This window comes from Streptomyces sp. NPDC002994 (assembly GCF_040611155.1).
In the GTDB taxonomy this organism is placed as follows: Bacteria; Actinomycetota; Actinomycetes; order Streptomycetales; family Streptomycetaceae; genus Streptomyces.
The window spans coordinates 26,317-38,572 of sequence record NZ_JBEXNQ010000045.1; the positions used below are offsets into that span (position 1 = coordinate 26,317).

Genomic DNA, 12,256 nt, shown 5'->3' on the forward strand with positions numbered 1-12,256 from the left:
GAGGGCATTGAGGAGGTGATCACTCAGGTCGTTCGCAGGTCGTCCAGAACGAGGAGACCTCGGACCGGACAGGACAGGGCCTAGGAGGCCGCGGCCACGTCGTCCGACCAGATCTGCCACGGCTGCCTGGCCACCCACTCGTCCACCGGCGCCGGCTTCACGGACAGCGCCTCGGCGGAGCTGCCGTCGTCGCCGGCCATCAGCTCGGGGCCCGCGCCGCTCGCCATGTAGTGGTAGATGCCCGCCACGCCGGCCGCCCCCTCGGGGCCGATGGCCTGCGCCAGTCCCTCCTCGAAGACGTGCGGCGGGAGCGCCACGTAGTTCACGTCGCGGCCGAGCCCCTGCGCGAACGCGTCCGCGAGTTCGTCGCCGGTCAGGCTCTGCGAGCCGCCGATGTCCAGCGTGCGGCCGGCGACACCGTCCACGGTCAGCGCCGCGTACACCGCCTCGGCGAGATCCCGGTGGGAGATCCAGGCGGTCTTGATGTCGGCGGGCAACGGGTAGGCAAGTACGCCGTCCCTCGCCAGCGCCGGGCCGTTCCATGGGCTGAAGAGGTTGTCGAGGTAGACCGGCGGCCGCAGCACGACCAGCTCCACCCCGCTCCCGCGCAGGCTCTCCCGCAGCACCGCCTCGGCGAGCCGCCGGGTCTCGAAGGCCGCCACATTGGTGGAGGCCTCGGGGACGCGTGTGTTGGCGTTGTAGACGACCCTGCGCACTCCGGCCTCCCGGGCGGCGCTCGCGATGTTTAGCGCGTACGTCCGGACCGTCTCGGTGTCGTACACCAGTGGCATCACGACCGAGGCGTGCGTGGCGCCCTCGAAGAGGTGGCGTACGTCGTCGGGGTTCGCGAGGTCGCCGGCGATGAAGGCGGCTCCCTCCAGCTGGGGGCGCTCGCTCTGGGGCTTGCGGGTCAGTGTGCGGAGGCGGTGGTTCCGCTCGGCCAGCAGACGGGCGACCGCGCCACCCTGGAAGCCGGTCGCCCCCACGACCGCGACGCGCATCGGAATCTGATCGGACATGAGTGTGTAGAGCCCTTCGATAGGGTGAGGCTGTTGCCGTGAACGGCCTTTCCAGGCTGGCGGCGGGGGCTTCGGCCGATCAATTAACAAACCGGGGCGAGGGTTGAGGGATCGTCCAATGGACGGCATGGAACGTGCAGGCCACGATGGTGAAGACCTGCTCAGCGAACTATTGAAGCCCTTGCGTCTCACCGGCGTTTTCGACAGCCGATGGCATGTGAACGCCCCCTGGGCGATCGAGGGTGACGCCGAGCAGAGTTGCGCCGTACTCCACTACATAGTCGAGGGCGGCTGCTGGATCAGCGGTGAGGGTCAGACCCCTCTCGAACTGGACGCCGGCGACCTCGCCGTCTTCCCGACCGGGACCGCGCACCGGCTCTCCGACCGGCCGGACCGGCAGGGTGTGCCGTTGCGGGCCGTGCTTCCCGAGCGGCAGCCCGGTACGTCCGGCGAGATCAGGATCGGGGGCAGCGGACCCGCGAGCCGGCTGCTGTGCGCCGGGCTGCACTACGACGCGAGCGCCGCCACCGGCCTGTACAAGGCGCTGCCGTGGGCCCTGGTCCTCGACGGCCCGCAGGTCGCCGCCGAGCCGCTGCTGCGGGACACGCTGCGCCTGCTGGCGGCCCCGGACCGGCCTGTCGGGCCAGGCGACCGGCTCATCACACTCCGCGCGTTCGAGATGGCACTGGTGCTCGCGCTGCGGCCGCTGCTGCGGGAACTGGCGGACAATCCGGCCGCGCTGCCGGTGCTGCGCCACCCCGGCATCAGCAGGGCCATGGTGATCATCGCGACCCGGTTCGCGGAGCCGTGGACGATCGAGTCGCTGGCCAAGGAGGTCGGCATGTCGAGGTCGGCCTTCACCGCCGCCTTCCGCAGTCTCGTCGGGGACGCGCCGGCGCGGCATCTGACGGGGCGGCGGATGCAGGAGGCGGCGCGGTTGCTGGGGGAGACGACGGTGGCGCAGTCGGCGGTGCCGCAGCGGGTCGGTTACCAGAGCGCTGTGGGTTTCCACCTCGCGTTCCGCAAGTGGTTCGGGACGACGCCGGGGGAGTACCGGATCGCTGCGACGGCAAGTTGACAATTGGGCAATTGGCGGCGCCAGTTCGGCCTCCGCCACTTCGAGTTGCGCCACGTCTGGCCCGGGGATCTACTGGCTGTATGGGACTCGCGCGGAAGAGGACGAGCGGTCCGAAGCCGCGGCACGGAGCGCGAGACGTAGCGGCACGAAAGCGGCGGGGCTCTTGGCGGCAGCGAACTTGCGCACATGTCGCCGCACTTCAGGCCCAGCTGGACAAAATCGAGTCCAAGCCGCTCTCGCCTGATAACCGGATGCTGGCGGCGAAGGCTCACGAACTCCTGGAGGCCGCCCGGAACGCGGCAGAAGACCGGCGCCCCCTGATGTTTCCGGGGTCTTCCATCGACCGGGCCGTGGCCAGTGTCCATGAGGCGGAACTCATACTCCTCCAGCTGGCCGCAGATGAGGAGCTGGCCTGGCGGGGGCCTGTTGTGCTCGCCCAGGGAATGCACCACCTGGGGCAGGAGGACCCGCGTCTGCAGCTTCTGGCGGAACATCTGCAGCGCAACAGAAATAGGCTGACGGGGGAGTACAGGGACCTGGCGATCAGCGTTCTGCATGCCGCCAACCATGTCGAAGAATCCGAAATATCCAGAGTCCGAAGCTTCCGGAATGTTCTCCTCGTTGCATTTTTCGCCACGGCTGTCATTACCGTTCTGTTTATCCTGTCCGGCTATGACAATCCGAGAGCGCTGGCAGACAAACTCTGCTTCGACCCGCCGAATCCAAGGCAACCAGGGGAGATAATGCACGTCTGCCCGGTCGGGAACGGTGAAGCACGGGGCGGTGATGTCCTTCTGGTCGCGTCGCTCGGTATGACCGCCGCCGCATTGACCGGAGCCGCGTCGGTACGACACATTCAGGGGACAGTGACGCCGTACATGGTGCCGCTCGCCTTGCTGCTTTTGCGGCTTCCTATCGGAGCTCTGTCCGCTCTCCTCGGTCTGATACTGATCCACGGAGAGTTCATACCCGGCCTCTCCCAATTGGACAGCTCAGCACAGATCGCTGCTTGGGCAGTCGCATTCGGTATTGGCCAGGAAGCCCTGACACGGATGATTGACCGGCAGGGTAACGCCGTGCTGGAAAACGTACGAGGCTCCTGGCGCGAATTCGACACCCCACCGCCGACCCCCGAGGAACTCACGGCGGACCTCCCTCGCCCCGCCCCGCACCCCACTCAGCCACCCGCCCCCGAGCCGGCACCCGCACCCGCACCCGCACCCGAGCCATCGAGGAGCCCTATGTCCTGGTTCCGAATCAAAACGCCGAAACGACCCCGGTAGGGCCGCCTCACCATCCCGTGTGGCGTTCTCGACCGTGCTCCCGGCCTTCCTGGCCTGTCCTGCCTTGATCGCGACTTGTCCTCGTGCGGCACCATCCCACCCGTCCGGAGGCCCGGGGGCTCCCCGCTTCGGGAAGGGGGGCCCGCCGCGTGGCCGCCGACTGGCCGGTTCATAAGGACCGGTGGACGGGTGTTCATTGCCCGGGCGGGCGCGGCGAGACAGGCTCGGCAGCGGCAGTGCCGTTCCGCATGAGGAGAAATGGTGACGAGGTCCGGTCAGGATTATCTGGAATCGCTGCGAGACGGCCGAGAGGTGTGGCTGGACGGCGAGCGCGTCAAGGACGTAACCCGGCACCCGGCCTTCCGCAACACCGCGGGATCCATCGCCAGCCTCTTCGACCTCGCGCACGACTCGGAGCACTCGTCCGTGCTCACCTCGCACGGTGTGCACCGGGCGTACGCCATCCCGCGATCGTACGAGGACCTGGTCGCCCGGCGCCAGGCGTACAAGGTGTGGGCGGAAGCCAGCTTCGGCTTCCTCGGCCGTACGCCCGACTACATGGCCGGCGGCGCCGCCGGATTCGCCGCGCTCCCGCAGGTCTTCACCACGGAGTCGTTCGACGGAGCGCCCAACGCGCTCGCTTACCACCGGCGGCTCGCCGAAGGTGATCTGTATCCGACGTTCACCATCACCAATCCGCAGATCGACCGCACCAAGTCCGCCTCCGAGCAGGAGGAGGACGACCTGGTGGTCCGCGTCGTCGCGGAGCGGGACGGCGGGATCGTCGTACGCGGCGCCAAGATGATCGGCACCGGGGCTGTTTTCGGGAATGAAGTCATCGTCGGGACGATCGAGCCGCTCGCCCCGCAGGACATCGAGCACGCCGTCTGCTTCTCCGTGCCGATCGACACCCCGGGGCTCAAGTTCCTGTCGCGTACGTCGTACGAGGCGCAGGCACGCAGCGTCTTCGACAACCCGCTGTCCTCCCGGTTTGATGAGAACGACGCCCTGCTCGTCTGCGAAGACGTCTTCGTGCCGTGGGAGAACGTCCTCGCCTACCGCAACGTCGACGCCAGCTTCCAGATGTGGTGGCAGACCCCGGCGTACGTCAACTTCGTGCACCAGGCGGCGACCCGCTTCTGGACGAAGTTGGAATTTCTCACCGGGCTCGCCATCCTCATCACCAAGGCGAACAACACCTACAAACTGCCGCCCGTCACCCAGGCCATCGGCCGGCTGATGGGCAAGGTCGCCCAGGCCAAGGCCTTCGTGCTGGCCGCCGAGGCGTCGTACGAGAACGTCGAGGGCGGGCAGGGCGTCAAGCCCGGCAAGGAGATCTCCTTCGCGCAGCGCATCATGGCCGGCGAGCTCTACCCGCAGGCCGTGCAGGAGATCAAGATGCTCGCGGGCGGCGGCGTCATCCAGCTGCCCGCCTCCGCCGAGGACCTGCTGCACCCGGAACTCGGGCCGCTCGTGAGGAAGTACATCCGTTCGCCCGGGCACCCCGCCGAGGACCGGATCAAGCTGCTGAAGCTGGCCTGGGACGCGCTGGGTTCGGAGTTCGCCGGACGGCACGAGCAGTACGAGCGCTTCTATCACGGCGCCCCGCACATCTACCTGATGCAGCAGGCGTGGGAGGGCGACACCGGAGCGTGCGAGTCGCTCGCGCAGGCCTGCCTCGACGGCTACACGCTGGGGGCGGGCGGGGCGGGCGGGGCGGGCGGGGCAGGCGGGACGGGCGGCGAGGAGCGCTCGGCGCTGTGAACCGCTCCCCGAAAGCCGCGCTCGCCCTGCTCGCCTCCACCCAGCTGCTGCTCATCATGGACACCGCGATCATCAACGTCGCGCTTCCCTCCATCGGTGAGGATCTGGGCTCGGGCTCCGCGGGACTGTCGTGGGTGGCCAACGCCTATCTCATTACCTTCGGCGGGCTGCTGCTGCTCGGTGGGCGTACCGCCGATCTGCTCGGCCACCGGCGGCTGTTCGTCGCCGGTCTGGGTCTGCTCGCCGCCGCCTCGGCCGTCGGCGGGCTCGCGCAGAGCTCCGGCGCGCTCGTCGCCGCCCGCGCCGTCCAGGGCGTGGGCGCGGCGCTGGCCGCGGCCGCCGCGTTCGCCCTGCTGCTGATCCTGTTCCCGGACGGGCCCGGGCGTCACAAGGCGCTCGGCGCGTTCGCCGCGATGGGCGGGCTCGGCGGCGTACTGGGAACCGTCTCCGGCGGGGTGCTGACCGACCTGCTCGGCTGGCGCTCCACCTTCTGGCTCAATGTGCTCGTCGGGCTGCTGCTCGGCGTACTCGCCCTGCGCCTGCTCGACGGCGGTACGCGCTCCGCCGAGCGCGGCTTCGACCTCGGCGGCGCGCTCACCGCCACCGGCGGGCTCGGCCTGATCGCGTACGCCCTCGTCGGCGCCGGCGAGGCGGGCTGGACCAGCGGGCGCACGCTCGCCGCCGGCGGCGCCGGTCTGGCGCTGCTCGCCGCCTTCGCCGTACTGGAAGGGAAGATCGCGCGGCCGCTGGTGCCGCCCGCCGTGCTGCGGCGGCCCGCACTGCGGCTCGCCAATGTGCTGAGCGCGCTCGCGCAGATGGCGCTCTTCCCGATGTTCTTCCTGGTGAGCCTCTACCTCCAGAGCGTGCTCGGTTACTCGCCGCTCGTCGGCGGGCTCGGGCTGCTGCCCTTGTCGATCGTCGTCGTTCTCACCGCACCGCAGAGCGGGCGCCTCATCGCCAGGCTCGGACTGCGCGCCACGATGATGCTCGGCTTCGGGCTGCTCTTCGCCGGTACGGCCTGGCTGGCCCTCGCGCTCGCCGCCGAAGGCACCTTCTTCACCACCGTCCTGGCCCCGAGTCTCGTGCTCGGCGTCGCCCTGCCGCTGGTCATGGTCACCACCAACGTCGCCGCGACCGCCGACGCGTCGCCCGAGGAGACGGGGCTCGCCTCCGGGCTCATCAACACCAGCCAGCAGTTCGGCTCGGTGCTCGGCCTCGCCGTCCTGGTCGCCGTCGCCACCACCGTCACGGACACGTCCACCAGCGCCGCCGCCACCGCCGAGACCGCGGGCTTCAGGGCCGCGTTGCTCGTCGGCGCCGTCTTCGCGGGCGTGGCAGCACTCCTCTGCGCGCGGCTGCGCCTCCCCGCGCCGCCCGAGGTCCCCGCGAGTCACGAGCGGGTGGGGACGCCGTGAAGTAGGGCTCGGGCGGGCGGCGTTGTGAGGCGCCGCCCGCCCGCGCGCGGCATTCGCCGCGCTCCGGCGCGCCACGGCGTGCCGTACGGCACGGGCTGACCCCTCCCCGGCGTACGGACGCTCGGGCGACAGCCGGCACCACGCGACGGACGGCCACAAACCGCCGCCGCGTCGATCCGGGGCCGCCACCACGGACCGCACCACCGCACTGCGAACACCTCCGCCGCGCCCACACCGCGTCGGACCCACGCCGTCGGCCGCACCGCATGGCATCCACCGAATCCCATGGCCCGAGGGGGCATCCCATGACCACGCACCTCACGCACCTCACGCACCTCACGTACGTCCCGGATCTCAGGCACCTGAGCAACGCCGCCGACCTTGTCGCGCCCGGTCTCGACGCACGCAACGAACCGCGTTACCGGATATCCGAGATACGCCAGGCCGACCCCCTGGCCGCCGACCCGCTGCTCGCCGTGCTGCCCGCGATGAACCGCGACGCCGACGTCCCCGCGCTCACGGTCTCCCTGCGCACCCTGCTGCCGGACGCGGACACGCTCGCCCGGTGGAGCGTCGTCGAGTCGCTCGCCGCCATGCGCGACCTCGGCATGATCCTCGGCTCGCTCAAACGGCACGGCACGGAGCCGCTCGCCGTTGTCCCCGAAGCCCTGCCGGTGCTGGAGGCGCTGGGGCGGCGTACCGACATGGTGCCGCGCGACACGGTGCACCACTACACGACGTGGAATCCCACCGGCATACGCCAGCGCATGTACACGGGTGAGGAGATGGAGGGCAATCTCCAGGACGCCGTCCGCATGGTCTTCCCCAGCCTCGCCGCCTCGCTCGACACCTGCGCCGCACTGGCCCGCCTCGAACCGCACGATCCGGGATTCGCCGTCGCCCTCGACCGCACCGCCCAGCACGTCCAGTCCATGGTCGACTCCATCGACTTCACCGTCGCCAACGTCTCGCCGGTCTTCTTCGCGCAGATCCTGCGCCCGTACTTCGAGGAAGTCGGCGTCGCGGGCCGCGACTACCTCGGCCCGGCCGCCGCCCAGGTGCCGCTGTGGCTGGTCGACCTGACGCTGTGGCAGTGCGACCACAACTGCCCGCAGTACGACGGGTTCCTCACCGAATCCGTGCAGTACAGCCTGCCGTCCTGGCGTGACTTCTACGCCGTCCACAGCGGTGGCACCTCCGCGGTCTCCAAACTGGCCGCCGCCCTGGACTGGGAGCGCGCGGACCGGGTGTCCCCGCAGCTCGCCGCCTCCGCCGTCTCCCTCGCCCGCGTACTGCGCATCCTCAAGACCTTCCGGGCCCGCCACATCGGCATCGCGCGCAAGGCGTACAGCGAAGAGGTGCGGCTGTACGACGTGGGCTCCGGCGGCGCCCCGATCGAGCTGCTGCGCTCCGTGCTCGACCTGACGCGGGACAACGAGACCCTGGTGCGCCGCACGACCGAGCGGCACCGCACCCCAGTCGCCTCGAACGTCTGAAGGGCGACCCACCCATGACCCACATCCTGATCGCCGGCGGCGGCATAGCCGGGCTCACCGCCGCCCTGAGCCTGCACGCGGCCGGCTTCGGCCGGATCACCGTGGTCGAGGCGGCGCGCGAGATCCAGCCGGTCGGTGCCGGGCTGAACATCATGCCCAACGCCGTGCGCGAACTGGACGCGCTGGGGCTCCTCGGCGTACTCGACCGGCAGGCCGTACGCACCCGCGAGCTGCGCTACTACCACTGCTCCGGCGGCCTGATCTCCCGCGAGGCGCGCGGTCTCGGGGCCGGTTACCACTGGCCCCAGCTGTCCGTCCACCGCGGCCATCTGCAACTGGCACTGGCCGACGCGGTACGGGAGAGGCTGGGCGCGGACGCCATCGTCGGCGGCGTCCGGGTGTCCGGGCTGACCACCCTGGCGGACGGCCGCGCGCACGTGGAGCTGGAGCACCGAGACGGCGGGAGGCGCGCGCACTCCGCCCTGGAACCCGACGTACTGATCGGCGCCGACGGCATCCGCTCCACCGTCCGCACCGCATTCCACCCGGGCAGCGCCGAGCCGCCGTGGAACGGCATGCTCGTCTGGCGCGGCACCTCGCGCATGGACGCCGAGCGGGCCGGTACGTTCATGTTCATCGCTGGCTCCGACCAGCAGAAGGCCGTCGTCTACCCGATGACCGAACCGGACCCGCAGACCGGAGAAGTGCTCGTCAACTGGGCGCTCGCGATGCCCGCCGAGTCCATCGACGACGCCTCGCGCGGTGACTGGAACCGGCCGGTGCCGGTCGGCAAATTCCTGCGCCACTACGAGGGCTGGGAGTTCGACGGCGTCAGCGTCCCGGACGTACTGCGGGCCGCCGACCGCGCGTTCGAATACCCCATGGTGGACATCGACCCCCTGGAGCGCTGGACCCACGGCCGTACGACGCTGATCGGCGACGCCGCCCACGCCATGTACCCGATCGGTTCGAACGGCGCGACGCAGTCCATCGTCGACGCCCGCGCCCTCGCCCACGCCATGGCGCGGTACGCCGACCCGGCCGAGGCACTGGCGGCGTACGAGACGGAGCGCCGGCCCGCGATGACCGAACTCCAGCGGGCCAACCGGCGGCTCGGCCCCGAGGTCGTCATCAATCTGGCGCACGAGCGGGCGCCGCGCGGATTCACCGACATCGACGACGTGATCCCGGCCGAGGAGCTGGCGGCCATCGCCGCCCGGTACGCGGCGACCGGGGCGTTCGACCCGGTCACCGTCAACCTGGGATCGCCGTACGACGTCGGCGTGCACGCCCTGCGCTGACCCCGCGCTGACCCCCCGCGCCCGCAGTGCGCCGTGGCTGCGGGGGGCGGCGTGGCACTACCTTCGTCACGGAAAGGCCGGACACACACCGCCGTGCGTCCGACCCGGTTCGTATGTCCCCTGCGAAGGTGGAACACGTGAAGGCCATTCGTCGATTCACCGTGCGCCCCGTTCTTCCCGAACCCCTACGACCACTCAGCGACCTCGCCCGCAATCTGCGATGGTCCTGGCACACCGAGACCCGCGAGCTGTTCCAAGCCGTGGACCCCGAAGGCTGGGCAGCCGCTGGGGGTGATCCCGTACGGCTGCTCGGGGCCGTACCTGCCGGGCGGCTGGCCGAGCTGGCCCAGGACCGGCGCTTCCTGCGCAGACTGAACGCCACCGCAGACGACCTGGACGACTATCTGCGCGGCCGCCGGTGGTACCAGTCACAGTCACCGACGCCGGAACTGCCCGCCGCCGTCGCCTACTTCTCACCCGAATTCGGAGTCACAGCGGCTCTGCCCCAGTACTCGGGCGGTCTCGGCATCCTCGCCGGGGACCACCTGAAGGCCGCCAGTGACCTGGGCGTACCCCTCATCGGTGTCGGGCTCCTCTACCGGCACGGGTACTTCCGGCAGAGCCTGTCCAGGGAGGGCTGGCAGCAGGAGCACTATCCCCTCCTGGACCCGAACGAACTCCCCGTCTCCCTCCTCCGGGAGCCCGACGGCACGCCGAGTCAGGTATCGCTCACCCTGCCCGGCGGGCGGTCCCTGCGGGCCCACATCTGGCAGGCGCAGGTCGGGCGCGTACCGCTGCTCATGCTCGACTCGGACGTCGAGGAGAACGCGGCGGGCGAGCGCGATGTCACCGACCGGCTGTACGGCGGCGGCAGCGAGCACCGGCTGCTCCAGGAGATGCTGCTCGGCATCGGCGGGGTGCGGGCGGTCCGCTCGTACTGCCGCCTGACCGGCCATCCGGCCCCCGAGGTGTTCCACACCAACGAGGGGCACGCCGGCTTCCTCGGCCTGGAACGGATCCGGGAGCTGGCGGGCGAAGGGGTGGAATTCGACCCCGCTCTGGAGTCCGTCCGTGCCGGAACCGTCTTTACGACGCACACACCGGTCCCGGCCGGCATCGACCGCTTCGACCGCGAGCTCGTCGCGCGCCACTTCGGGGACTCCGGCGAACTGCCGGGCGTCGACGTCGGGCGCATCCTCCAGCTCGGCATGGAGACGTACCCGGGCGGCGAGCCGAACCTCTTCAACATGGCGGTGATGGGCCTGCGGCTCGCCCAGCGCGCCAACGGCGTCTCCACCCTGCACGGCGCGGTCAGCCGCCAGATGTTCTCGGGGCTGTGGCCCGGCTTCGACCCCGAGGAAGTACCGATCACCTCGGTCACCAACGGTGTGCACGCGCCGACCTGGGTCGCCCCCGAAGTCATGCGCCTCGGGGCGCGGCAGATCGGTGCGGGCCGCGCCGAGGACGCCCTGTCGGTCGGCTCCCTCGGCGGGTCCGACCGGTGGGAGTCCGTCGCCGACATCGCCGACGCCGACATCTGGGACCTGCGGCGCACCCTGCGCGAACAGCTGGTCCAGGAGGTACGGGAACGCCTGCGCGCATCGTGGCACCAGCGCGGCGCGGGGGACGCCGAACTCGGCTGGATCGAGGAGGTACTGGACCCGGACGTCCTGACGATCGGCTTCGCGCGCCGCGTCCCCTCGTACAAACGCCTCACCCTGATGCTGCGCGACCGCGACCGCCTGATGGAGATGCTCCTCCACCCCACCAGGCCGGTCCAGATCGTGGTGGCGGGCAAGGCGCACCCGGCGGACGACGGCGGGAAGCGGCTGGTGCAGGAACTGGTGCGGTTCGCGGACGATCCGCGCGTGCGCCACCGGATCGTCTTCCTGCCCGACTACGGCATGGGGATGGCGAAGAAGCTCTACCCCGGCTGCGACGTCTGGCTGAACAATCCCCTGCGACCGCTCGAAGCCTGCGGAACGAGCGGAATGAAGGCCGCCCTCAACGGCTGCCTCAATCTCTCGGTGCTCGACGGCTGGTGGGACGAGTGGTTCGAGCCGGACTTCGGCTGGGCGATCCCGACCGCCGACGGAGCGGCGACGGACGAGGACCGCCGGGACGAGCTGGAGGCCAGTGCCCTCTACGAGCTGATCGAGCAGCGCGTCGCGCCGCGCTTCTACGACCGGGGGCGCGGCGGCCTTCCCGACCGCTGGATCGAGATGGTCCGTCAGACCCTGGTCAGGCTCGGCCCGAAGGTACTGGCGGGGCGCATGGTGCGGGAGTACGTCGAGAGGCTGTACGCCCCGGCCGCCGAGGCACACCGGGCGCTGGTACCGGAGGCGGCCCGCGAGCTGTCGGACTGGAAGGCGAAGGTGCGCGCCGCGTGGCCGCACGTCAGGGTCGACCACGTCGAGGCGATGGCGGCGACCCCGGTCAACGGCACGGCGGAGCTCGGCTCGACGCTCGGCCTGCGCGTACGCGTGGCCCTCGGCTCCCGCCTGACCCCCGACGACGTGGAGGTGCAGGCGGTGGCGGGCCGGGTCGACCCGGACGACGCGATCGGCGAGGCGCAGACCTTCCCGCTGAAACCGGCGGGCGGCCCGGACCTGGAGGGCCGCTGGATGTACGAAGGCCCGCTGGCGCTCGACCGCACCGGCCCCTTCGGCTACACGGTCCGGATACTGCCGTCCCACCGCTTGCTGCCGCACAGCGCGGACCTGGGGTTGGTGGCGCTGCCGACGGAGGCGACGGGGGAGGGCGCGGGCGTACTGATGCGCTGACGGGCGCATTCCGCCCACTGGGGCGCTGCCCCAGCCCCCGCTCCCCAATACCCCCGCCATGAGCAAATAGTGCAGTCCCGGGACAGTGGAGCAGCACCGGGTGAACTTAGTTTTTCT

Annotated in this window: 8 protein-coding genes; 7 read left to right on the top strand and 1 reads right to left on the bottom strand. The window is 70.7% G+C overall.

Going from position 1 to position 12,256, the window contains the following annotated elements; translation table 11 throughout:
- Positions 1-80: 80 nt before the first annotated feature.
- Positions 81-1,019: an NmrA family NAD(P)-binding protein gene (locus ABZX79_RS35960; RefSeq protein WP_355267649.1), complete on the bottom strand. Its 939-nt coding sequence runs from the start codon at positions 1,017-1,019 to the stop codon at positions 81-83.
- A 127-nt stretch (positions 1,020-1,146) separates the two neighbouring features.
- Between ABZX79_RS35960 and ABZX79_RS35965 the strand changes: the two genes are divergently transcribed.
- The 7 genes from ABZX79_RS35965 (at position 1,147) to glgP (ending at position 12,139) form a co-directional block, all read left to right on the top strand.
- Entirely contained in the window at positions 1,147-2,097 is a 951-nt protein-coding gene (locus ABZX79_RS35965) for an AraC family transcriptional regulator (RefSeq protein ID WP_355267652.1), read from the top strand.
- A 251-nt stretch (positions 2,098-2,348) separates the two neighbouring features.
- Positions 2,349-3,380 (top strand): hypothetical protein, encoded by a 1,032-nt coding sequence (locus ABZX79_RS35970; RefSeq protein ID WP_355267655.1) that lies wholly within the window; start codon positions 2,349-2,351, stop codon positions 3,378-3,380.
- A 258-nt stretch (positions 3,381-3,638) separates the two neighbouring features.
- Positions 3,639-5,144 (top strand): 4-hydroxyphenylacetate 3-hydroxylase N-terminal domain-containing protein, encoded by a 1,506-nt coding sequence (locus tag ABZX79_RS35975; protein WP_355267658.1) that lies wholly within the window; start codon positions 3,639-3,641, stop codon positions 5,142-5,144.
- Positions 5,141-6,559 (top strand): MFS transporter, encoded by a 1,419-nt coding sequence (locus ABZX79_RS35980; RefSeq protein WP_355267661.1) that lies wholly within the window; start codon positions 5,141-5,143, stop codon positions 6,557-6,559. Before ABZX79_RS35975 ends, ABZX79_RS35980 begins: the two co-directional genes overlap by 4 nt.
- A gap of 305 nt (positions 6,560-6,864) precedes the next feature.
- Complete coding sequence (locus ABZX79_RS35985; RefSeq protein ID WP_355267664.1) at positions 6,865-8,055, top strand: monodechloroaminopyrrolnitrin synthase PrnB family protein; 1,191 nt, start codon at positions 6,865-6,867, stop codon at positions 8,053-8,055.
- A gap of 14 nt (positions 8,056-8,069) precedes the next feature.
- Complete coding sequence (locus ABZX79_RS35990) at positions 8,070-9,356, top strand: flavin-dependent oxidoreductase (protein WP_355267667.1); 1,287 nt, start codon at positions 8,070-8,072, stop codon at positions 9,354-9,356.
- 137 nt (positions 9,357-9,493) lie between these two features.
- Positions 9,494-12,139, top strand: coding sequence for an alpha-glucan family phosphorylase (glgP, locus tag ABZX79_RS35995; protein WP_355267670.1), 2,646 nt, complete (start codon positions 9,494-9,496; stop codon positions 12,137-12,139).
- The last annotated feature ends 117 nt before the right edge of the window (positions 12,140-12,256 follow it).

Bases quoted from the DNA above. Each gene is read 5' to 3' on its own strand.
- ABZX79_RS35960 (WP_355267649.1), bottom strand. From the start codon at position 1,019: ATGTCCGATCAGATTCCGATGCGCGTCGCGGTCGTGGGGGCGACCGGC.
- ABZX79_RS35965 (WP_355267652.1), top strand. From the start codon at position 1,147: ATGGAACGTGCAGGCCACGATGGTGAAGACCTGCTCAGCGAACTATTG.
- ABZX79_RS35970 (WP_355267655.1), top strand. From the start codon at position 2,349: ATGCTGGCGGCGAAGGCTCACGAACTCCTGGAGGCCGCCCGGAACGCG.
- ABZX79_RS35975 (WP_355267658.1), top strand. From the start codon at position 3,639: ATGGTGACGAGGTCCGGTCAGGATTATCTGGAATCGCTGCGAGACGGC.
- ABZX79_RS35985 (WP_355267664.1), top strand. From the start codon at position 6,865: ATGACCACGCACCTCACGCACCTCACGCACCTCACGTACGTCCCGGAT.
- ABZX79_RS35990 (WP_355267667.1), top strand. From the start codon at position 8,070: ATGACCCACATCCTGATCGCCGGCGGCGGCATAGCCGGGCTCACCGCC.